At 67.4% G+C, this 22,896-nt stretch carries 18 protein-coding genes; 5 read left to right on the forward strand and 13 right to left on the reverse strand.

Translation table 11 applies throughout. The annotated features are described in order from the left end of the window. Nucleotides 1–22 precede the first annotated feature (22 nt). Together JOF56_RS50645 and JOF56_RS50650 are read right to left on the reverse strand one after the other, a co-directional pair. The gene (locus JOF56_RS50645) at nucleotides 23–685 is read right to left on the reverse strand and encodes a Crp/Fnr family transcriptional regulator (RefSeq protein ID WP_209646596.1); all 663 of its coding nucleotides are present in this window, start codon (nucleotides 683–685) and stop codon (nucleotides 23–25) included. A gap of 117 nt (nucleotides 686–802) precedes the next feature. Next, entirely contained in the window at nucleotides 803–3,394 is a 2,592-nt protein-coding gene (locus JOF56_RS50650; RefSeq protein ID WP_209646597.1) for an Hsp70 family protein, read from the reverse strand. A gap of 172 nt (nucleotides 3,395–3,566) precedes the next feature. Between JOF56_RS50650 and JOF56_RS50655 the strand changes: the two genes are divergently transcribed. The 5 genes from JOF56_RS50655 to JOF56_RS50675 all read left to right on the forward strand — a co-directional run bounded on the left by JOF56_RS50655 (nucleotide 3,567) and on the right by JOF56_RS50675 (nucleotide 11,871). Next, nucleotides 3,567–4,547: an AAA family ATPase gene (locus JOF56_RS50655; RefSeq protein WP_209646598.1), complete on the forward strand. Its 981-nt coding sequence runs from the start codon at nucleotides 3,567–3,569 to the stop codon at nucleotides 4,545–4,547. 7 nt (nucleotides 4,548–4,554) lie between these two features. Continuing rightward, nucleotides 4,555–5,700 (forward strand): DUF58 domain-containing protein, encoded by a 1,146-nt coding sequence (locus JOF56_RS50660; protein WP_209646599.1) that lies wholly within the window; start codon nucleotides 4,555–4,557, stop codon nucleotides 5,698–5,700. After that, complete coding sequence (locus tag JOF56_RS50665; RefSeq protein ID WP_209646600.1) at nucleotides 5,697–8,111, forward strand: transglutaminase TgpA family protein; 2,415 nt, start codon at nucleotides 5,697–5,699, stop codon at nucleotides 8,109–8,111. Before JOF56_RS50660 ends, JOF56_RS50665 begins: the two co-directional genes overlap by 4 nt. 4 nt (nucleotides 8,112–8,115) lie before the next feature. Beyond that, nucleotides 8,116–10,167, forward strand: a complete 2,052-nt coding sequence (locus JOF56_RS50670) for an InlB B-repeat-containing protein (protein WP_209646601.1) — start codon at nucleotides 8,116–8,118, stop codon at nucleotides 10,165–10,167. Nucleotides 10,168–10,335: 168 nt separating this feature from the next. Then, entirely contained in the window at nucleotides 10,336–11,871 is a 1,536-nt protein-coding gene (locus JOF56_RS50675) for a COG1470 family protein (protein WP_209646602.1), read from the forward strand. A gap of 563 nt (nucleotides 11,872–12,434) precedes the next feature. Here JOF56_RS50675 and JOF56_RS50680 read toward each other — a convergent pair. The 11 genes from JOF56_RS50680 to JOF56_RS50725 form a co-directional block, all read right to left on the reverse strand. Continuing rightward, nucleotides 12,435–12,980, reverse strand: a complete 546-nt coding sequence (locus JOF56_RS50680; RefSeq protein ID WP_307855646.1) for a hypothetical protein — start codon at nucleotides 12,978–12,980, stop codon at nucleotides 12,435–12,437. Beyond that, nucleotides 12,977–14,938 carry a putative baseplate assembly protein gene (locus JOF56_RS50685; RefSeq protein ID WP_209646603.1) on the reverse strand — a complete coding sequence of 654 codons (1,962 nt, stop codon included), beginning with the start codon at nucleotides 14,936–14,938 and terminating at the stop codon, nucleotides 12,977–12,979. Before JOF56_RS50685 ends, JOF56_RS50680 begins: the two co-directional genes overlap by 4 nt. Continuing rightward, nucleotides 14,935–15,351: a GPW/gp25 family protein gene (locus JOF56_RS50690; protein ID WP_209646604.1), complete on the reverse strand. Its 417-nt coding sequence runs from the start codon at nucleotides 15,349–15,351 to the stop codon at nucleotides 14,935–14,937. Before JOF56_RS50690 ends, JOF56_RS50685 begins: the two co-directional genes overlap by 4 nt. A 14-nt stretch (nucleotides 15,352–15,365) precedes the next feature. Next, nucleotides 15,366–17,021: a VgrG-related protein gene (locus JOF56_RS50695; protein WP_209646605.1), complete on the reverse strand. Its 1,656-nt coding sequence runs from the start codon at nucleotides 17,019–17,021 to the stop codon at nucleotides 15,366–15,368. Continuing rightward, a complete protein-coding gene (locus tag JOF56_RS50700; RefSeq protein ID WP_209646606.1) occupies nucleotides 17,014–17,688 on the reverse strand; it encodes a CIS tube protein in 675 nt (224 codons plus the stop codon). The genes JOF56_RS50695 and JOF56_RS50700 overlap by 8 nt, the downstream gene beginning before the upstream one ends. Beyond that, on the reverse strand, nucleotides 17,689–18,825 hold the full coding sequence (locus JOF56_RS50705) for an eCIS core domain-containing protein (RefSeq protein WP_209646607.1): 1,137 nt from the start codon (nucleotides 18,823–18,825) through the stop codon (nucleotides 17,689–17,691). Nucleotides 18,826–19,822: 997 nt separating this feature from the next. Beyond that, entirely contained in the window at nucleotides 19,823–20,293 is a 471-nt protein-coding gene (locus JOF56_RS50710) for a phage tail protein (RefSeq protein WP_209646608.1), read from the reverse strand. Continuing rightward, the gene (locus JOF56_RS60560; protein ID WP_307855838.1) at nucleotides 20,283–20,501 is read right to left on the reverse strand and encodes a DUF6760 family protein; all 219 of its coding nucleotides are present in this window, start codon (nucleotides 20,499–20,501) and stop codon (nucleotides 20,283–20,285) included. The genes JOF56_RS50710 and JOF56_RS60560 overlap by 11 nt, the downstream gene beginning before the upstream one ends. Next, a complete protein-coding gene (locus tag JOF56_RS50715; protein WP_209646609.1) occupies nucleotides 20,450–20,803 on the reverse strand; it encodes a hypothetical protein in 354 nt (117 codons plus the stop codon). The genes JOF56_RS60560 and JOF56_RS50715 overlap by 52 nt, the downstream gene beginning before the upstream one ends. Nucleotide 20,804: 1 nt before the next feature. After that, the gene (locus JOF56_RS50720; RefSeq protein ID WP_209646610.1) at nucleotides 20,805–21,245 is read right to left on the reverse strand and encodes a phage tail protein; all 441 of its coding nucleotides are present in this window, start codon (nucleotides 21,243–21,245) and stop codon (nucleotides 20,805–20,807) included. Between the two features lie 29 nt (nucleotides 21,246–21,274). After that, on the reverse strand, nucleotides 21,275–22,867 hold the full coding sequence (locus JOF56_RS50725) for a phage tail sheath family protein (protein ID WP_209646611.1): 1,593 nt from the start codon (nucleotides 22,865–22,867) through the stop codon (nucleotides 21,275–21,277). Nucleotides 22,868–22,896: the final 29 nt, after the last annotated feature.

The raw sequence follows: 22,896 nt of genomic DNA on the forward strand, positions 1-22,896 counted from the left end.
GTCCAGAAGTGGACACATCACCTCAGGTGAGCGCCGCGACCTTCACGATCTCCAGCCGGCCACGGGTCGTACGGACCAGCCCGGCGGATTTCCACTCCTTGAGCACAGGTGTGATCGCCGAGCGCACCAGGCCGAGCGCGGACGCCAGCTCCTCCTGCGACATGGCGATCGTGGTGGGCGACGGGTGGTCTGGACCCGCGGCGTCGATGATCGCCGTGATCAGCGCGGCGAGCCGTGACGCCGTGGTCCGGTGAGCCAGCTGCCACGCATGAGGCGCACTCTCACGCAGCTTTCCCGAGATGTAGCCATCCAGCCGGGAACCGAGATCCAGACGCCGGACGAGTTCGTTGAATCGCCGCGCTGGGACTTTGGACGTGATGCCCGGCTCGATCGCCTGCACTGTGGCCGACCGCGGTAAGCCGTCCTGCGCCGACAATTCGCCGATGACGTCGCCGGGGCCGCGGATGGCCAGCATGATCTCCGCGCCGTCTGGTTCGGCGTACACCACCTTCAGGCGACCGGACAGCGACAACAGCACCCAGCCCCCGGCATCACCCTGGTACAGCAGGCGATCCCTTGTGTCGTGGTGGGTGCGGACGCCGTGCCGCACGATTTCGGTCCAGGCGCCGGTCGGGATGAGAGAACGAAAGCCACGCGATCGGCGGAGCGGGTGCACCTCGGTCACCGGTCCGTTTCTAGCGCGGCAGCCTGCCGTTGTGGGGCGATCCACGCCTATTTCACCCGAACAGCAGCGTCCGGCGCGGCCTTTCCAAGAATGAATAGCGCAAATGCTCGAGGAGCATTACTGCCGAGGACCGAAGTTGGTGACCCACATAGCGGCATCATTGACGTTCTTGCCGTCCACTATGGACTGACCAACGCCCACGGCGACAGCCTTCTTGTCGGCAACCGGGTATAAGCCGTTAAGGAAAAAGGCCCGAGGCGCAGCCGGGTCGGTGGCGATGGACCACCGTTCCCAATGTTGATCTTTGGCCTGGGTCCAGCAACTGAGCGGAGGAGGCTGACCTGTCCCGACGGAGCCACAGATCAAGAGAGTTCCATCCGAAAGCCTGGCCACGCCCTTGAGGTTGGGAGAAGCTTCCGGCGGGCCTGGCGTATAGGGAGAAAGATCCCACTTGACGCCGTCCTTCGACGTCCACACAGCCGGACCGCGTTTCGCACCAGCCAGAACCGAGCCGACGGCGATGAACGTGCCGTCAGAAGTACGGGTAAGTTTCTCCACGTCCTGGGGCCCAGTCCCGGAAAGCCCGGTCACCCCGTTGACGATCTGCCAGGTATTACCGTCGGTCGAGGTGAAGACCGACGCGTCCCCCTCGGTCCGATCCGCCCGATCGTCCCGCCCCAATGCGAACAACTTGTTGCCAGGCCCCGACGTCACAGCAGTCAGACGTTTGAAGCCGGAATTAGGAGTGAAATCCCCCTGTGGCGGCAAGAGATTCCACTTCAACCCGTCCGGAGAGGTCCAGACCGCCGCCCGGTTCGTCGGCCCCGTCCCGGTCCAGCCGACAGCGACCACAGTGGACCCGACAACAGCCACATCCCGCAGTTCCCCTTGAGAATCAACAGGAACCTCCGCCGCGGTAAAGGCGCCACCACCTTTGGAAAGCCAGGCTCGAGCCTTGCGATCCTGCGAAGCGCCGACCGCGATGACGTCACCATTGCCAAGCCCGGTCACAGCGAACATCTCGTCCGTGCCTTCTGGCGGAATCACCAGAGGCTGACCGGTCAAAGTGATCTTGCCGACCGCGGGCAGACCCGCCGCCTGGGACTCCGTGGCAGGCGGGGTACCGCCATTGCTGGAAGTGTTCGACTTGTTGTTGAGCACGAAGAAGACCAGCGCGGCCACCACCGCGAGGATGATCACCACCACCAGTACGGCGATCAGCCTGCCGCGGCCCGCGCCACCACCGGTGGTCTCCGGGTCACGGGTCCGGATCTGGGCGAACTGGTCACCGCGGGCAGGCGGCGGCGTCATGGTCACCGGTTCGAGTGGTTGCATCGCCGCGAGCACAGTCCGGATGTCGGTGATCCCGGTCAGGCCGGACCGAGCCAGGTCGACCTTCTCACTCACAGCGGGCGCGGGCCCGTTGTTGCCCGGCATCTGGATCGCGCCCTGACTACGTTGTCCAGGCCCGTGCTGTGGGTGGAAACCCGGGCGCGGCTGCTGGTAGCCCGCTGGGTACTGCATCGGCCGGGACTGGGTCGGGTGCAGGTGCGGCGGCGGACCGGACGGTGGCGGGCCCATCGGCCGCACTGGGCCGGGCGGGCCAGGCACGGGCGGGGCGAATCCACCGGACGAGCGAACGCCGACGACACGAGGCGCGGCGGCGATGGCCGCGCCGAGGCTCACTGTGTATTTGGGGTGCGCGTCCAGGGCCACCCGGATGTTCAGCTCGGCACCGAGCAGCTGACGCACGAGCGGAATCCGGCTGGACCCTCCGACCAGCAGGACGCCGTGCAGCTTGGACGGATCCACCCCGGCCCGGCGGACCACCTGGCCGAACACGCCGACTGTGCCGAGCACGCGCTGCCGGATGAGCTCTTCGAACTCCGATCGGGTGACAAGTACCTGCCGGCTCACCCCCGGCAACACCACCGGCACGACTACCTCGGTGTCGGCCGACAGTGCCTCTTTGGCCTCCACCACCGAGCTGAAAAGCTGCGCCATCGCGCTGGAGACCACCGGATCGGTGAAATCCAGCTGCGTGATGTCCACCCCGGCCTGCTGGCCGACGTGCCGGAACAGGGCGTGGTCGAAGTCGATGCCGCCGATGGAGTCGTCGCCGCCGGCCTCGCCGTGGATCTCCACCCCGGTCGCGGTCTTGCGGACCACGCTCGCGTCGAACGTGCCGCCGCCGAAGTCGTAGATGCCGATCAGCGAACCCGGCTCGATCCGCTCCTGAGCGGCGTACCAGGTGGCCGCCGCGACCGGCTCGGGCAGCAGGCCCACTTCCCGCAGTCCGGCCGACATGGCGGCCTGCACCAGCAGGTTCTTGCGGTAGTCGCCCCAGGAGGCGGGGTGGGTGAGCACGACGTGCTGTGGCGGGCCGCCCTGCAGCTCCGACACCCGCTCCAGCGACCACTTCAGGACCTCGCCGGTCAACTGGTGGGCGGTGAACCCACGGCCGCCGACCAGGATCGGGATATCGTCACCCATCCGCCGCTTGAACTCGCGGGCCTGCCGGTCCGGGTCGGTGATACCGCGCCGGGCAGCCGCCTCGCCGACCACCATGGCGCCGTCGTCGCGCAGGAACAGCACGGACGGCACGGCGTTGGCGCGGTTGCCCAGTGGCACGGTCTGTACCCGGCCATCGCGCCACAGCGCCGCAGCGGTGTACGTGGTGCCGATGTCGACACCCAGCGGATAGGTCACCTGTCAAACAGTAGTGGTGGCGGCTCGCGCTCCGTCGCCGATCCCCCTCGCCCACTCACAAATGTCTGCGGCCCGGCGCCCGTATCGCTGCCCCTTCGGGCAGGCCCGGCCAGGGCCAATCGGATTAGCCTTTTGCTTTGGCATATCTGTGTTTTGAAATTCAGGGGGCGCGATGACCTACGGCACTCAGCTCGCCGAGCGCGTCGGCTGGGTCCAACGGCGATGCAACGACCTGGTCCGCAACGTGGAGCACTTCATCCACGGCAAGACCGGCGTGATCTGGAACGCCGTGGTCGGGTTGCTGGCCGAGGGCCATCTGCTGATCGAGGACGTCCCCGGGGTGGCCAAGACGTCGCTGGCCAAGGCACTGGCGCACTCGGTCGGCGGATCGATGCGCCGCATCCAGTTCACCCCCGACCTGCTGCCGTCCGATGTGGTCGGTGTGCAGCTGTACGACACACACAAAGGCGAGTTCCAGTTCAAGGAAGGCCCGGTTTTCGCCAACATCGTGCTCGCCGACGAGATCAACCGGGCGTCGCCGAAAACCCAGTCCGCGCTGCTGGAGGCGATGGCCGAGCACCAGGTCACGGTGGACGGCGTGACCTATGCGCTGCCCAAGCCGAACTTCGTGATCGCCACCCAGAACCCGGTCGACCAGCAGGGCACGTACTCGCTGCCGGAAGCCCAATTGGACCGGTTCATGATGCTGCTGCGGATCGGCTACCCGACGCCGGAGCACGAGGTCCGCATCGTCGGCGACGCCATCGCGCGCAGGCTGCCCGAACAGCTGCAGCCGGTCGCCACGATCGAGGACCTGCAGCAGATGATCGAGGTCGTGCGCGGGATCTACGTCGCGCCCGCGCTGCAGGCGTTCATCGTCACGATCACCAACGCCACCAGGACCATCCCGCAACTCAAGCTCGGCGCCAGCCCTCGTGCCAGCAACGCACTGGCCACCGCTGCGCAGGCCAGGGCCGCGGTCGACGGCCGGGCGTTCGTCACCGCCGACGACGTCAAGCAGATGGCCAAGCCTGTGCTCGCGCACCGGCTGGTGCTCACCCCTGAGGCCGCCGTCCAGGAGTTCAAGCCCGAGGGGATCGTGGACCGCATTCTCGCGGCGGTACCGGTGCCGCAGGCCCCAGTCGGCGCGTGAGCCGCAGATGCCTACCAAGTCCGGAGTGGCAGTGGCCGTCGCCGCGGTCGTACTGCTCGCCCTCGGCTGGCTGGCGGACTATCCCGAACTGATCGCACTCGGCTTCGCCGGGCTGGCCGCGCTGCTGATGGCCGCGGCATGGATGACGCTGCGACCCGACCTGTCGGCTGTGCGGGAGGTCCGCCCGCAGCGTGTGTCCGAGGGCGAGAAGGCCATGGGCGTGATCACGCTGACCAACGAGTCCAAGCGCCGCAGCCCGCCCATCCTGGCCACCGAGCAGATGGCCAACCGCCAGGTGCAGGTGCCGATCCCGAGCCTGGCCGGGCACGGCGAGCACACCACGACCTACTACCTGCCGACCAACCGGCGCGGGATCTTCCAGGTCGGCCCGATGTCGATCGGGCACACGGACCCGCTGCGGCTGATGCGGGTCGGGCAGGTGTTCTCCGCGTTCTCCACGTTGTACGTGCATCCGCGGCTGCTGAACGTCGAGCCTGTGCCGACCGGCCAGACCCGGGACATGGACGGTCCCACTTCGAGTTACGCGCCGCAGGGCGGTGTCGCGTTCCACAGCCTGCGGGAGTACGTCCCGGGTGACGACTGGCGGCTGATCCACTGGAAGTCGACCGCCCGCATCGGCCAGATGATGGTGCGCCACAACGTAGTCCCCAACCAGCCGAGACTGATGGTCGTGCTGGACACGAACTCCCTCGGGTACTCCGAGGAGTCGTTCGAGGCCGCCGTCAGTGCCGCGGCCTCGCTGTCGATCGCCGCGATCCGCGGCGGTTTCCCGCTCGAGCTGCGTACGACCGGCGGCGCGGTTGCCGCAAGCGACCGGGCCTACGACGGCGCTGTGCCTGCGTTGGACCTCCTTGCTGCCGCACAAGCCACGCGTGACGACCCTGGGCTGGCCGCGTTGCCCGGCATGGTGTCGATCGACGACAGTGTGGCGCTGGGTGTGGTGACCGGAACGCCTGATCCGCGAATTCTGTCGGTCCTGCCGACGGTCCGGCGGCACTTCCTGATGCTCAGCCTGATCCAGTTCTCCAGCCAGTACAACGCGCCGCCCACACCGCTGAACGGCGTGGTGTCGCTGACCGTGCGCAGCGCCGAGGAGTTCGCCGACGCCTGGAACAAGCTGGTACGCACGTGAGTCTCAACAACAACGCGGCGATCCGCCCCCAGTCCCCGCCCGCCGGTCCGGCCAGTGCCGGCGGGAACGTCACGCAGACGGTCAGCCAGACCCAGACGGCGCTGCGCGCAGGCCCGACGCCCCAGATGGCCAGAAAGAACCGGCGCAACAGACAGCATCTGCAGCAGCAGTCGTCCAGACGCCCACGTATGCGGATGAGCATGCCGGCGTACGCGCAACTCGTGCTTGCAGGCGTTGCGATCGGCGTGACCAGCCTGCAGTACCTGCGTTACTTCAGCGGCCTGGCTTTCCTGATCTCGACGCTCACCGCGGCCGCGGTCGGCGTCGCCATCGGTGCGTTCGCAGCCATCCGGCGCTGGTCGTTGCTCGTGACGGTCGGCGTTTCGGTGCTTGGATTCCTGGTCCTCGCGATCTTCGCGGTGTTCCGCGGCACGCTCAGCCGTGGCATCCCCACGTGGACAACAGTGAAGTCGTTGGGTTCCGGCCTGATATCCGGCTGGACGAAGATGCTCTCGGTCAACCTGCCCGCCGACCCCACCGGCGAGCTGGAGCTGACCCCGGCGCTGGTGTGCTGGATCGCCGCGGTCGTGTCGGCAACCCTTGTGCTGCGGACGAAATCACTGCTCGCGCCGATTCTGCCACCGGTCATCGCGTTCATGATCTCGCTGCCGATCGTGGCGCCGCGCTCGGTCGGCGGCATGGTCATCGTCGGCGTCCTGCTCGCGGTCGTGTTACTGCTGACGCTGATCCGGGCGGGCGCGTCCGACCCGATGGCGCGCACGATCAACACACGTGCCGCGTGGGGCCGGTTCCTCTTCGGCCTGCCGGTGGTGATCGTCGCGGCGGGCGCGGGACTGGCCGGGATGCAGTTCGTGCCGCTCGCCGACGGTGACCAACGGTTCGACCTGCGTACCGTCATACCGCCGCCACTGGACATCGACGATCAGATCAACCCGTTGTCCATGCTGAAAGCCCAGCTGCGCAAACCGGACAACGACATGTTCACGGTCAGGCTGACCGGTGACACCAACGGCATCGACCGGATCCGGACCGCGGCGCTGGACCAGTTCGACGGCGCGATGTGGAGTTCCTCGGACCAGTTCCTGCTCGCCGGCCGCACGCTGCCGGCCGACGAGACGCTGGTCGACCCGCGCCGGATCACCATGCGGGTCGAGATCAGCGGGATGCCGGGGCAGTATCTGCCGGAACTCGGCGCGCCGGTGTCGATCGACGGTGCGCCCCGGGCCGGGTTCAGCAAGGACTCCGGCATGCTGGCCACCGACCGGTCACCGGCCGGCTGGCGCTACGACATGGTCACCGAGGTCGGCCGGCAGGCCGGGCTGGACAAGAGCGTGCCGCTGGCCTCCAGCAGCGACCGGTACACCAGGCTGCCGCAGGATCCTCCGCTGCCGGAAGTGTTACGCGCCAAAGGAGCCGAGCTCGCGGGCAAGGTGTCCGAGCCGTATGCCAAGCTGCTGGCGATCCAGAAGTACATGCAGTCGTTCCCGTACAACCTGAACACGCGGCCTGGGCACTCGTACGACGCGTTGAGCCGGCTGTTCGGGGCGAACCTGAACGAACAGGTCGGCTACGCCGAGCAGTTCGCCTCGGCGTTCGCGGTTCTGGCCAGGACACAAGGGTTCCCGGCCCGGGTCGCGGTCGGCTACCTGCTCAACAAGGACCGGCGCAACGGCGACACCTACCAGGTCAAGTCCGGCGACGCGCACGCGTGGGCCGAGGTGAACCTGGCCGGATACGGCTGGGTCTCGTTCGAGCCGACCGACCCGGCCCGGCGCCCGGCGAACGTGCCCCGCAAGGACCCGGCCGAGACGCCGGCGGAGAACAACAAGCCGCAGGAGAACTCCACCGCGTCCGAGCCCGCCGAGGACCCGAGCCTGCCCAAGCTGGCCACGGGCGAGCTGACCCTGTTCGACTGGGCGCTGATCGTCCTGATCGGACTGGGCGCGATCGTCGTGGTCATCCCGATCGCGGTGGCGGTCGAGAAGTTCCGGCGCCGCCGGATGCGCCGGACCGGCAGCCGGGCCGCCCGGATCATCGGCGCGTGGCAGCAGGTGACCGACCGGCTGATCGAACACGGTGTGCCGGTCACCGCCGCCGCGACCGCAAGCGAAGTCAGCGCACAGGCAAGGGAAAGGATCGGCGAGGCGGGTACCGGGTCACTCGCCATGCTCGCTCCGATCGTGACCGCGGCTGTGTTCAATCCGGCCGAGCCGGACGATAACACCGTCACCGAGGCGTGGGCGCTGGAAAGCCAGTTACGCCGGGAGTTGCGCAAGGCGCGCAGTCCATTGTTGACTGTAAGAGCCTGGCTCGACCCGCGTCCCCTGTTCGCCCGCTGGCGCGACGAGCGCCGGCGCCGACGCGCCATGGATAGGTTGACCAGGGGGTGAACGGATGGGTTTCGGGTTCTTACACCAGCCCTCAGTCCGTACCGGCCTGGTCGCACTCAGCTGTGCCGTGGTTGTCGGCGGCGCGGCGGTGTTCGGATCGGACAGTGGTCACCCGGCTACCGATATCCGGCTGTTGTCGGGCATGGCATGGCTTGCCTCGGATCGAGTGGGCCAGCTGTCCCTGCTCGACGGATCGTCCGCCGAGCTCGCGGCCCAGATCCAGGTCGCACCCGCCGGGAACACCCTGCAGTCCGTCCAATCCGGATCGGACGCCTACGTGGTGGACAAGACCGCGGGCACGATCCGGCGTATCGACGGCGCCACGTTCACGGTCACCGCGCCTGAGGCCCCGCTGCCTGGCGCGGACTTCGGCCTGACAGCGTTCGCCGGGCCGGACACGTTGTACGCCTTGGACATCCGGCGCGGAATGTACGCGAACGCCGACCCCCGAACCGGAGCAAGGCGCGGCGAAGCTCAAACGCTTGCCGCGCAACTGGGCGACGGCACAGCGGCGCTGGACTCCGCTGGGCGGTTGTGGCTCGTGGACAACGCATCCGGCGACCTGACCCGTATTCAGGGCGACAGCCGTTCGATCGAACGGAAAGTGACCCAGCCGGGAAGCAGCGTTCTCACGCTCGCCAATGACAAGCCGTTGATCGTCAACACGGCTGCTCGCCAGGCGTTGCTGATCGATCCGGAGCAGGGTACCGCGCAGGCCGCCTTCGATCTGGATCTGCGTGCCGAGGACGTCATCCAGGTCAGCGGTTCGCCGCACAACGACCGCGCGTACATCGTCGCCGAGCGTGGCGTTCTGACCATCTGCGATGTCGCGGCGGGCAGATGTGACCAGGCGATCCCGTTGGAGCCGGGCAACAAGCTCGGTGCCGCGGTCGAGGCGGGCAGCAAACTGTTCGTGCCCGACCACACCAGCGGCCGGGTCTGGATCGTCGACCTGATCACCGGCAACGTCTCCGCGCGCCCGCAGGTGCTGACGCCGCCAGGACCGTTCCAGCTGCTGACCCGCGACGGCATGGTGTTCTTCAACGACCCCGGCACGCAGCGAGCCGGCGTGGTGCACCTGGACGGGTCAATCCAGAACATCGCCAAATACGATCCCGCCGACCCGGGCAAAGGCCTGAACAGCACACCTACCCAGCAACAGGCATCCCAATCCTCACAGCAGTCTCAAACCCCACAGCAGTCCGGCCAGCCTTCCACGTCCACTCAGCCCACACAGCCGCAGACGCCGGGCGGTCCCGCGACTCCGCCCGCGGCGACGCTCCGGATCGTGCCCGCCAAGTCGACCGTCCTGGTCGGCGAGGACCTCACCCTGCAGGTCCGGGCGAGCGCCGGTACGCCGGATAGTCCAGAGTGGACATTCGGAGACAACCAGACCGGCCGCGGTGTGACCGTTTCGCACCGCTGGCAGCACGCTCAGGTCTTCCACGTCACCGTCGACGCGACTGTCGCGGGTCAGCGGAAAACCGCATCGATCGCCATCACGGTCACCGACAAGCCCAAGCCACGACTGACTGTCACCGCGAAGCCAGGCGGCACGGTCACCGGCGCGCACGGCCTCATCAACTGCCCGCCGACCTGTGCCGCGAACTTCGAACCAGGCACGCACGTCACTCTCACCGCGCAGCCGGCGGCCAACCACAGGTTCGAGGGCTGGGCGGGTGTGTGCACGGGCACCGACGACTGCGACGTGACAATGGACAAGGACAAGGCGGTGACCGCCGACTTCTACGACTTCACCACCCCGGTGATCATCACCATGAAGGTGACCGGGAACGGCACGGCCACCATGAACGGCCGGACGTGCCCGCCCACCTGCACTATGCAGGTCGATCCGGGACAGAACTTCGACATCCGCGCGACTCCCAAGCCCGGTTCCCGGTTCGTGAGGTGGGCACCGGCGGAGACCTGCGGCGACGACACCGTGCCGAGCTGCACCACCAGGGCGGAGAAGTCCAAGACCATCACCGCGACCTTCCAGGCCTTTTCACCAACACCGACACCCACGCCGACGCCGACGTTCCGGGCGCCGGGCTGATGGATACGCCGGCCGCCCGAATGGGCAGGACATGAGGACTTCGGTGCATATCTGCGGCCGAGTGCAACCGGACCCGTTGTGTCCTCGTCCTTTGTGCGTAAACCTCAACGGGGACGCGGAAGATGACAGCGTTACTGGTTCGGCCCGCGGATTGAAGGATGATGACCAATGGCTATCGCGATGAAAGTGACCGTCAGCCCGGAGCGGATCGCTCTGCGGCCGGCGGAGACCGCCGACATCGAGGTGACCGTCCAGAACGCGAGCCAGGTCGTCGAACACTTCGCCGCGTCGATCGTCGGGCTGCCCAGCAACGATCTGTGGACGGCCGAACCCGATGTGGTGAAGCTGCGCCCGAAAGAGGTCGGCACGCTGCGGATGACGATCAGCGTGCCGGAACGCGGCGGGCTGGTGGCGGGGCCGTACACCCTCGGTGTGGTGGTGAAATCGCCCTACAGCCAGGAGGTCTCGCGCTGTGAGGAGCTGCCGCTGGACGTCCAGCCGGCGCCCGCGCTGACCATGAACGTGCAGCCGGAGGTCGCCAACGGCGGCAAGACCGGCAGTTTCGTGGTGAACCTGGCCAACGAGGGCAACATGCCGATGGCGGTGACGCTCTCGGGCTCAGACCCGGAGAACCGGGTGGGCTTCAAGATCGCGCCCAAGGAATTGCGGCTGGAGCCGGGCACAGTGGCCGGCGCGCAGGTCGACGTGCACTCCGACCAGCCGTGGACTGGCCAGGAGAAACGCCGCACCGCGACGCTCAAGGCGCACGCGGGCGAAACCGTTGTGGAGAAACCGGTCGCGTTCGTGCAACGGCCGAAGATCCGTGGCGGCTGGACCAAGTTCGCGGCGATCGCGGCAGGCCTGGCAGTGCTCGGCGGCATGACGTACGGCGGCGCGAAACTGTTGCAGGACCTCAAACCCCAGCCACCCCAGGTCATCGCCGACCCCAACAAGGCAGGCAACGAGCAACAGGAGAAACAGCAGGACCCGAACGGGGGCAACAACGGCGGCAACAACGGCGGTCAGCAGCCATCCCAGGGCCAGCAACCATCCCAGGGCCAGCAACCGTCTCAAGGCCAGCAGCCATCCCAGGGCCAGCAGCAGCCGTCGCAGGCGCAGAACCCCAGCGCCCCGGTCAAACCGGCCCAGGGCCCGGCGACGCAGAACTTCATCGACTTCCAGTTCGACGCCGACGGCCGCCCCCTGCCAGTCGACTCGTTCGTCGATGGAAAGACCGTCTGGAGCAAGGCCGGTGTCATCGTGAACACCGACATCCAGCAGGCCACCTTCGACTGCCGCGACGCAGCCGGTCAGGCACTGCGTATCTCCAGCCCAGGCTTCACCCAGACCAACCCGGTGTCCGGCGCGGGCATCTACCTGGCCAGTTCCCTGCGCACCCAGGTCAACCGGTGCAATGCCGTGCCGCTGCGGCTGGACTTCCCCAAAGCGCTGACGGTGGCCAACGTCGTGTACACCGGCCTGCCGGACGTCAAGTACACAGCGACGTTCTTCTTCGCCGACGGCAAGTCCCAGTCGTTCGAAGGCTCAGCCCGGGCGATCGGCGAGGAGGCCACAATCCCCTTCGAGGTCCCCAAAGGCGGAAGCCCGATCAAGACCATCATCTTCGGCCACAGCCGCACCGTGCCCGAGAACACCAAGAGCATCACCATGCTCAAAAAGATCGGCTTCACCACAGTCGGGTGACAACGGACATGGAAAACGGCCCCTGACCAGGGGCCGTTTTTCATGTCCGCGTCAGAGGAAGTAGGCCAGGGCCCAGACTGTCCCCATCGCCAGCAACGGCAGACCGATCAGCAAAGCCGTCTTCCACCAATCACTCCTACGCTTCGGACCAGAAGCCACCGCGGGCGGCTCCGGCATCCACCGAGGCGGAAACGCCGCACCAGGCCACAACTCACAACCACAAATCTCACAACGCTTACGATGCGGCGGATTCACCTGACGACACTGCGGACAATGCGGACCCAACACACGCGCAGGCTCAGGCCCCCGCATCACCTGCTGCACCGGACGCTGCTGATACTGAGGCTGCGGCGGCGCATACATATTCCCCCGCGGCGGCGGAGGCGGCGCCGCGGGCATCGCACCCGTGTAATTCACACTCCCACCCTCAGCAGTGGGCTTGTGCGTGACCTTCTGAGGCTGGACCTCCACGTGGGCGGGCTTGTCCAGCAGCAATGGGTAGCCGCAGTGCGGGCACAGTTTTGTTCCCTGTGGCGGCACCGCACGACCGCACTCGGGGCAGTTCATCTCCGCTCCTGACGCTCGGATCGCACAACCAGATCGACTCGGACACCGATCGGGAGTTCCTCGGCCAGGAAGGTCATCACCTGCTGTTTGGTCAGCAGACCGGTGTGGTCCAGCTCGACTGTGACCACATGGGACGGTTGGGGCACGGTGTCGGACGGCCCGAAGATGCCGCCCGAGTCGATGACGTCGACCCGGCTGTCGGTGAGCGCCTCCAGCAGCATCTCCAGCCCGCGGCTGGTGCCACGCCAGACGAGCGCCTGGCCGACCGCACGGATCAGCCGGCGCTGCGCGTCGCGTACTTCCGGGTCCTCGGAGCCGAGCATGGCCGCGTCGACGTCCACCCCGATCCAGGACGCCATGTAGGCCAGCATGTCCGGCGAGGCCAGGTTGACGTCGAGCTCGTACTCGATGTCGGTGACCTGTTCGCGGACCGAGTCGCCGATCTCCTCGAAGGCACGCACGAACCCGGCGATGACCCGGTCCCGGCGCATCCCCGCGGGCAGCTGCTCCAGCAGCCAACCAGCATGTCCATTGACGCTCACTGCCGGACCACCACCCTGTGTGACACCGACATGAAAAGCTCCTCCTTGGCCAGCCGGACACGTTGCCCGACCTCTTCAGGCTGCCGCTGACCGCGCAGATCGGCAAGGAACATGTGCACGGTCTCCGCCCGGGACACGCCCGCGACGCCACGCAGCACCGAGAAGATGTCACCGATCGACAGGTCTGTGTCGAACGGCCAGCCGCGGCCGTCCGGGCCGCCGGTGACAGGGTTGACGAAGGCGTACAGCGCCCGCTCGGCATCCTCGCGGACCTTCTCCGGGCGTACGGTCGGGGCCGCGTGCACCTCCGCGACGACCGTGATCCCTTGATACGACGGGGAATCGATGCGGACCTGGGTGGTCAGCAGCCTGCGGCCGTCGAGGTAGCTCTGGATCTGCTGGACGAGGTTCGGCTTCAACGCCAGATCCTGCAGTTTCAACGCCTCCGGGGCGATGTCCACGCGTGGCACGACCAGCAGCCGGACAGGTTCACCCGCCTTCAGCGGAGGCAGGCATCGCGAGCGGGCCGCACCGGGCGCGGCCGCCAGCGTGAGGCGCTCGAAGTCCTTGCCGGTCACCGCACGGTGGCCGCCACGCAGGTACAGCGGGCCGCGAACCTTCGCGTTCTCAACGGTTTCCGCATCGACGCCGCCGGTCGCGGGCTCGAGGTTGCGCACGGAATCGACCGACTGGATGGCACTCAACGGCACGGTGAGCTTTCCGGCGCCGACATTGCCGCGACGGCCGCCGCCGTACCGGTAGCCGGTGACCCAGATCTGCGACTCCTCCTCGGGAACCGCGCCGTACTGGCGAATCCGGCCATCCCGGTTGACCACGCGCGGCCCGAACCGGATCTCGCCGGTCGCACCGTTCCACGTGTAGACGTGGTCGTCGTCCGTCGCGTCGGTGAAGTCCGCGACCTCGGTCCACGGCACGGGATCCTCGTCCACACCAGGCTCGCGGCGGACAGGCACGACCTCCACCCGCTCGCCACCACGCCTCGGCAGCACCGGAGCCCGACGGACTTCGTGCACCTGACCGGCTTCGCCTGTGCTCGTTCCGATCAGCTCGCGCGGCGCGGGCTCGGCGTGGTGCGCGGCCACAGCACCGCCGAGACCGATCACCTCGACCGAGGTGAGCAACGGTGGCGTGTCGTACGTCTGACCTTCGATGGCCGGGTCGATCAGCTTGGCCCGCACCCAGTGCGCCCGTACCGGGCCGATCGCCAGCTGGTCGTGCCTGCCCTTGAGCAGGATCGTGACCTCGCCGGTGGTGTTGAAGCCGTCACTGGTGTCGGTCAGGACCTTGGCATCAGTCCAGTCCCGGCCGTTCCAGCTCTGCCACACGCGCGGCGGGTTACGCGGGTCGATACCGCGACCGGCCGCGCCGCTGACCTCGATGTCGACCCGGATCAGGTTGCCCTCAAGGCTTTCCTCGAACCCCAGGTACATCGCGTCGTCGATGTGCAGCGACGGGAACACCGGGATCTCGGTGCCCTCCAGGCCCAGTTCCTCGGTGCGGTTCTCGAACCGGCCGTCGGTCCTGGTCAGCAGCGCGGTCAGCTTCGGGCGCACGAGCATCAGATCGATGTCGGTCATGAACACGATCTGGTCCTCGCCGTGCCCGCGCTCGGTGCCGACCTGGGTGCCAGCGGGCACCCTGATCGACTGCTCGGGCGGCGCGGCCAGGGTGAAGAGGATGTCGGTGCGGGCGGGCGACGCCGAGGCCAGCTCGATCCCGACCAGCTCGAGGAACTTCACGTACAGCCGGTCGGGCACCTGGTTGAGCCGGTAGAGGATCATCTCGGTCATCCAGGCGAACAGCTCGATCAGCGCGACGCCGGGGTCGGACACGTTATGGTCGGTCCACTCGGGACAGTGCCGGGCGATCCGCCGTTTGGCCTCGTCGACGATGTCCTGGAACCGGCGGTCGTCGAGATTGGGCGCGGGCAAACTCATGGCGCCGGTTCCTCCTGGGGGATGACGTAGAACGGGTAGACAAGGTTGCGGTGGTCGTTGGTGGCCTTGACGCGGTAGGCGATCTCGATCGCGATCACCGAGCCGTCACCTTCCGGCGCCGCCACCACGGTGGTCAGCTCCACCCGGGGCTCCCACCGGGTCACCGCCTCCTTCACGCTTTGCTCGATCAGGCCAAGGGTGTTCGCGTTCACCGGCGCGAACACCTGCTCCCACATGGAACAGCCGAAGTCCGGCCGCATCACCCGTTCGCCCGGCGCGGTGGTGAGGATCATCCGCAGCGCGGCGTCGATCTCCTCCCCGCCCTCGACCAGGCGCACGCTGCCACCCGGCGTGATCTGGCCGGGAAACGCCCACCCCGAGCCGATCAGGTCGCCGTTGCGTGGCTCGCTCATCGCTTCCTACTCCCCTAATTGAGCTTGATCGGCTTGCCGGTGGCCGTGAGGCCGGCCTTGGCCTTGATGTCCACGGTCTGTGCTTCCATGGTCAGCTTCTGGGTGGCCTTGATCTCGATCTGCTCGGCCGAGATCACCAGCTTCTTCTCGCCGCCCAGTTTCGACTCGTCCTTCTCCAGCGTCAGCTCGCACTCCGCGTCGCCGAGTTTGATCGTGATCTTGCTCTTCGGATCGTCGGTGAGCACGATCCGGTGATTCTTGCGGCTGGCCATGATCCGGTCCTTGACCTTGCCGTCCTGGGTCGGCTTCGGCTCCGGCGGCTGGTCCTTGCGGCCCCACAGCCCGCCGAGCACGATCGGCCTGGCCTTGTCGTCGTTCTCGAACCCGACGAGCACCTCGTCACCGACCTCGGGCAGCCACTCGATGCCGCGGCTGGCGCCCGCGCCGATCGTGGCCACCCGTGCCCAGGCGCTCTCGTCCTCCGACAGGGTCGGGAACTTGACCTTGACGCGGGCCTGGCTTTCCTTGTCGTCGTTGTTGGTCACCACGCCGACGACCAGGCTGCCCCAGCCGCGGTTCTCCTGCCGGTTGGCCGTCCCGCCGCCACCGAGGAAGTCCACGAGACCGTTGGCTTCCTTGGCGCCGCAGGTGAATCGGGTGACGTACGGGCGGTCCGCGCCGTAGACGTGCTCGACCGCGGTCACCCGGTACTTACCGGCCAGGCGCCTGCCGACCTTGTCCATCGTCACGTCGTTGCCCGCGCCGATCCACGGATTGCCCACGGCCTCACCGCGCATGATCACGCCGCCGCCGGATGCCTTGGCCATCAACGACTGCGCGCGGGCGTCCGCTTCGGACTGGCTGGCCGCCGGGAACTGCCCGGCCGTCCGGGTGACCTTGCCGAACGCGCTCTTGGCGGCCTTGGCCATCTGGGCCGCGGCCGGCGCGTCGGTGCCGTGGTCAGGGGTGCTGGCCCGGCCGGTGATCGTCTTCTTGTTCATCGGGTCCCACGCGGTGACCACGACCTCGTCGCAGTTGTCCGCGGAGGTGAACCGGACCTTGAAGCTGCGCAGGTTCTCGCCCCACGTCAGCTTGGGCGACTGGCCCCGGCCCTTGGGCTTCTGCTTGAAGTGGAACTTGTTCTCGGTGATCCAGAAGTCGTACCCGATCGAGCTGGCCATCCGGCGCAGGAACGCGTAGTCGGTCTCGCCGTGCTGCAACGAGTGCTGCCGCACCTCGGAGGTGGCGTCGATGTCGAGCTCAAGGCCGTACTCACCGGCGATCCGCCGCGCGATGTCCGCGTCGGTCATGTTGGTGAACGCCCGGGACTTCCCGCCGCGGGCCATCCGGTGGGTCAGGTCCAGCCCGGTCACCACCAGTTCGTGCCGGCCGGACGCACCCGGCTCCACCGACACCGCGGTGACCTCGCCCGAGGTCACCACCACCGGCTCGCCCTCGGCCCGGAACGCGATCTCGATCTTGGTGCCCGGCCGGAACTTGTCCTCGTCGAACAGGTCGAAATGCGGGTCGTCGAAATGCAGCGCGAAGGAGTCCGGCAGCTGCACGGACTCCTCCACGTGTACGAGCATCAGGCGCCCGTAAAGCTCGGTGCGCAACGGCGAGCCGTCCACTTTGAGGATGACGCCGTCATGGCGCCGCTGCTCAGGCATAGCCGCCGTCCCGGCGGCGGGTGCCTTGCTCCGGGATCGCCAGCTGCTTGCCCTTGGGCAGCCGCAACGGGTCCAGGATGCCGTTGGCCTCGGCGATCTGGCGCCAGCGGGTGGAATCGCCGTAGTGCGTCGCGGCGATCCGGTCCAGCGTCTCGCCCGAACGCAACTGGTGCACAGTGTGCAGCGTCGGCGTGGACGACGTCGGGTTCTGCAGCGGCAGCTCGCCCTCGTCCTTCCACTGCTTGAGCGAGATGTCCGCCTTGGCCCGCAACGGTTTTCCGGAACTGGCGAAGTAGGTGTACTTGATCTGCACGCGTTCCACGATCGCCTTGAACGACTTCGTGCCGCCCCAGTGGAACTCCACCCACGGCGGACGGGCCTTGTTGCGGCTCGGGTCGGCACCCGCCAGCGCGGTGTCCACCTTCATCAGGTTGAGCAGCTTGTCGGTGTACTCGGTGACCGCCTTGCCCTCACGGGTGGTGTCGAACGTCAGCGACAGCGTCAGCGTGGCCGACTGGCCGGACTGGAACCGCAGCTCTGGCGCGTTCTTGCCCTTGGCCTCGCCGCCCTGCCAGCTGTTGGACTTGCTGATGGTCAGCTCGGCCGGGTTGAACATGCAGTCGATCTGGTCGCCCGACTCGGTCTTCAGGTATGCCTTGGTCGCCATCTAGAACACCCCCGCGTAGCGCCCGCCGCGGCGTTCGAGCTGGCGGAGCAGTCGTTCTTCCAATGCCTCGGCCAGCCGGTCGAGGTCAAGACCGGACATCGCCTGGCTGGCGCCAGGACCAAGCGCGTTGCCCACCGCGCCCATCGCCTGGTTCGCCATACCGCCCAGGCTGCCCAGGCCGCTGGTGACGGCGCTCTGAGCGTCGCCGAGCGCACCCATTGCCTGGTCTCCCAGGCCTTGCAGCGCGCCGGTGGCCTGGCCCATGGCGCCGCTGACCATCTGGTTGGCCTGACCGGCCAGACCGCTCACGCCATCGGTGGCCATGCTCTGCAGGTTGCTCGCCATGTTCTGAGCGGCTTGGCTGACCTCGCCGACCGCCTGGCTGGCCTGTGCCGTGGCGGTCTGTGTGGCCTCACGGACCGCGTTCTCCACAACTGTCTGGGCCATTTGCGACACCGCGCCCACGACGCCGTTCGCGCCACCACCGACAGGCAGGTTGTCCACGATGCCCGCGGTGACCGTGCTCGCCTCGTTGGCCATCCGGCTGCCGAAATCGCTTGCCGCGGAGGTAAAGCGGTCGCTCAGGCCACTCGCCGCACTGCTGACCTGATTGGTCACCGCACTCGCGCCGTCGCCGATCGCCGACGTGGCCCGGTCGCGCAAGCCGCCGACAGCTCCAGCCGCCTGGTTGCCCAGCGAACCAACGGCACCGGTCGCCTGGTCGCGCAGCCCGCCCAAGGCGCCACTGGCCTGGTCGCGCAGCCCGCCCACCAGACCGGAAGCGCTGGGAAGCCCAAAACGCTGCACCCGCACGGGCGCAGCGGCCGGCATGGCTGAAGCCGGGCTGAGTGAAGCGCCTTCGAACATCGAGCCGACCGAACGGGCCTGCCGCTCGTCGGAATCCATTGCGCCGGTGTGGTTGTGGAGCATGAACCGCGGCCGGGACACCGGTGCGCGGGCGTGCGTGAGTTCGTGTGCCAGCACTCCCATCGAAGACGGAGCCATGCTGGGCTGCTGTGCGAGGTGCACCACCGAGCCGGTGGTCGCGCCCAGTGCGCCGACCTCTCTTAGCGCGCGGCGCGTGGCCGAACCGGTCGTATACCTCGCGCCGTGGGCTTTTCCGGTCAGCTGAGCCACCAGTGGCTGCATGTGCTTCGGGAACGGCAGCGGAGTCTCAAGCGGAACCTGTGACACAACCTCGCGCCAGCGTTGTTCTGCTGCCAGCGTCTGGTTCTCGTCATGCCCGTGCGAACCGTGTGAGTGAGAAGCAGACGAATGAGAAGCGTGTGAATGCGAAATGCTTGGCGAATCCTCGTGCGTGTGACCCTGTGAAAGCGAACGCGCTGCCACCGCCGATTCGGATCGCTGCACTCGCACCTGGCTTGTGCGCACGCCTGACTGAGGCTGCGGGCTCGTGTGCTTCGGCGGGTGCGCCAGCGACCGGGAAGGCGGCGTCGCGAGCGCGAGCCTGGCGGCTTCCCGTTGCACAATCACATGGTGCGGCTGTTTCGCGAGCGGCGCGGCGTCGGCGGATTCCGCGATGCCTTTCGCGGAAGCGGTTGACACAGAAGGATTTGGCACCAGTTGACCGGGCGCGGACTCGCCCCGCGGTGACTCACCCAGGGGCGCGGGTCCTTGGCCGGCAGCGGAAGGCGCCCCAGGTGGAGGCGCCATGGTCAGGGGCGGCGTCGGCGGGAGCGTCAGCCCACCGAGCCCTCCAGGCTCACTGAAAGCACCTGACACAGCGGTCTTCTTGGCAGCATTCGTGGTGGTCATCGCGGTGTCGTGCACGCGCGGAGCTGTCAGCGGGACGCGCTTGACCTCACGGCGCACTTGCACCAAAGAAGAAGCCTTGTCCCCCAACGGACGCCGGCGGACGACGAGCGGACGGCGCGGCGAACCTGTTGCCTCGCTGGAACTCGGCGAGCTGGGGCTGTCCTGGCCGGTACGGGACCCCGGCCAGAGCCCACCGGTCATGCGTTGCACAACCCCACGCCACCACGGCGGCCGCACAGCCAACGACGAGGTCGTCACCTGCGGTGGGACCGTCGCCGGCCGCGGCCGCCTGCGGAAAAACGGGATCAGGCTGCGCAATCTGCCACTGCCTGACTTGCCACTGGAGGCCGGCTTGCGGTTACTTGCTGGGTTTGAAGCCACAGTGACACACCTCCAGCTCCTCGGTGGCAAGATCCTTGGAGGAGGCGGCCAGTTTCGGCCCGGTCCACTTCACCGGATACGCGTCCGTGAAGTTCCACCGGCGCACGACCTTGCCGTTGTTGTCATACAGCTGGACCGACCCGTTGCGCCGGTCCAGCTTGTCGCCCTCAGCCTCCAGGCCCTCCCCGGAGCAGCGCGCGAACCACTCGAACAGCACGTCCGAGTCGGTGATCCCGCGCTTGAGCACCAGGTTGGGCCACTTGAGCTGCTTGGGCAGCTTGTGGGTGAACTGGTTGTTGCCGCCCTCCACGAGCTCCTCGGTGTCCATCTGCACCGTCAGCCCGGTCACCTCGGTGAACGAGCCGATGGTCAGACCGTCGACGGTGAACACGAACCTGGCGGTGAACGGCGGAACCGGGTTCTTGGTTGGTGAAGAATTAGTCGCCATCGATCCCCTGCCAGAAACGTTTGTTCAGACTGCCGACTTCCTCAAGGAGCACGATCCGGTCGCCGTGCTCGAGATCCAGCAGCTGGTCCAACCCCCAGTGCAGGTGATAGGCCAGGTACGTGATCTCGCGCCACAGCGTCTGGGCGGCATAGCGTGTCAGCCCACTGTCGCCGCCTCCTCCGGGAAAGGGCTGCCCGGCTCCATCGATTCGAGAATCGAGGGGTCACCGAAGTTGATCACCCGGTAGAAGTCCTGGAGGTAGCGGTAGTCGCTGGCGAACATCTTCTCGATGGTGGCCGTGTTCACCCGGACTGTGCCCAGCTCGGTGACCACCCTCGCGAGCACGATCACCGTCGCGTACGCCTCGTTGTCCTTCACCCGGTTGTCGCGCAGGGGTTCGATCTCGTCGCGGGCCGTGGCCAGCCGCATCACGCCTTGGCGGTGCAACGTGCCCTCGTCGTCGACGAACCCCTTCGGCAACGTGAACGGGTACTCAGTGTTCAGACCCATGTCACTTGACCTTCTTCAGGCCCTCGATCTTGATGGTGACTTTCTCGGTGGCGACTTCGTTCTTGTCGACACTCAGCTCCGGGCCCTCGTAGGACGACGGCCACGCGCCTTCGAACTCCCACCGCATGGTCTCGGTGTTGTTCTTGTCGTTGGCGTAGATCGCGCCGGTGACCTTGTCGGTGTCCGGGTTGAAGTTCTGCGTCAGGTTGTAGAACCAGTCATAGAGGTTGCTGGTGCCGTCGTAGTTGCGCTCAAGGGTGACGTCGCCCCACTTGCTGGCGCCCGGGTGGTACTTGATCTCCAGCTTTCCCTGGGCGGTCGAGCTCTTGTACTCGATCGCCTCGATCTCGTTCTTCAGCCCGCTCACCGATTTGAAGCTGGCGATCTGGACCTTGTCGATCTCGAGCATGAAGCCGCTGGTTACGGTTACGGTACCGGCCATTTATCTGTCCCTACTCCTTAAATCGCCGCTCACTCGGAGGTTTCCGCGCCGCCCTGCCACTGGCTGAGCCGGAAGATCACGAACTCGGCCGGCTTGACCGGCGCGATTCCGATGTCGATGATCAGCTTGCCTTCGTCCACAGAGGACGCTGGGTTGTTGGTCTCGTCGCAGAGCACGTAGAAGGCCTGCTCCGGCGTGTTGCCGACCAGGGCTCCCTGCATCCACAGACCGCGCAGGAACGAGGTGATCGTGCGCCGCACGCGCGCCCAGAGGTTGGCGTCGTTGGGCTCGAACACGACCCACTGCGTGCCCTGGCGGATGCTCTCCTCGATGAAGTTGAACAGCCGCCGCACGTTGATGTAGCGCCAGCTCTGGTCGGTGGCGGCCAGCGTGCGCGCGCCCCAGATCCGGATGCCGTTGGCGCCGAACGAACGGATGCAGTTGACCTGCTGCGGGTTGAGCAGATCCTGCTCGCCGGTGGTGACGTCGGTCTCCAGCCGGGCGATGCCGCGGATGACCTCGTTGGCCGGGGCCTTCCACACGCCGCGGCTGGAGTCGGTACGGGCCCACACACCGGCGATGTGACCGGACGGCGGGACCTTGAGGAACTTGTCGCCGTTGGTCGCACCCGGCCGCGCGAGCGGGTTCTGCACGACGATGTGGGGGTAGTACGCGACACCGAACGCGCTGTCCTTGCCCAGCGCGGACCGCCACTCGAGCGCCTGCTGGGCGTTGAGCCCGGGCGGGGAGTCGAGGATGGCCATCTTGGTGTGGCTGCGCTCGCACCAGTCGACCAGCTTGGCCTGGGCGGCCAGGTAGCCCTCGGTGTCGAAGGTGCCGTCCTCGCGGGTGGCGACGGTGACCAGGTCGGGGATGGCCACCATGGTGACGTCCTCGGCGATGGCCAGGCCTTCGTAACCGGTCCGGGTGACCTCGCTGCCCTCGAACTCGACCGGCGAGACGGACTTGGTGACCGGCGCGGTCGCCTGGATGGCGTACTTGCCGGGGGCCGGCGCGCGCTCGGCGACCGACAGGCCCTGCGCGTTCTTGACCTCGACGCGCACCAGCTTGGACCGCTCGTTCACGGTCTTCTCGACGCTCTTGGGGCCGCGTCCCAGGTGGACGTTGGGGAACTCCTCACGGACCTGGCCGTTGTCGACGATCTTGAGAGTGAACTCCTGGCCGGGCTGCTCGCCCTCGGCGGGCGGGGTGTTCTCGATGACGACCTCGTAGGAGGACGCCGGGTCGAGCGCCTCGACGCTCAGGGTCTCGATCTCCTGCTTGCCGGACGCCGGCAGCGCGCGCAGCGCCTTGGCCTGCCCCTTGCCGCTGGGGATCCGGACGATGTAGGCGATGCCGCCGCCGTTCTCGAAGAAGCCCTTCACCGCGTGCGGGAGCAGGATGCCGGGCGCGAACCCGCCGTAGATCCGCTCGTACTGCGGCCAGCTGGTGACCAGCTGGGGTTTCACACCATCGGGGTCGGTCGAGTCGCCCGCGCTTGCGTTGTAGGTCGCGGTGAACCCCACGAACGCCGCGACGGAGGTGCCCACACCCTGAACAGGTACCGACCCGCTGGGACGCTCCTCGATGTAGACGCCTGGGGCGCCGTAAGTCGCCGCCATGAATTGCTCCTTCTACCTCGGCTTGGCTC

The sequence above is a fragment of the Kibdelosporangium banguiense genome (assembly GCF_017876405.1).
In the GTDB taxonomy this organism is placed as follows: Bacteria; Actinomycetota; Actinomycetes; order Mycobacteriales; family Pseudonocardiaceae; genus Kibdelosporangium; species Kibdelosporangium banguiense.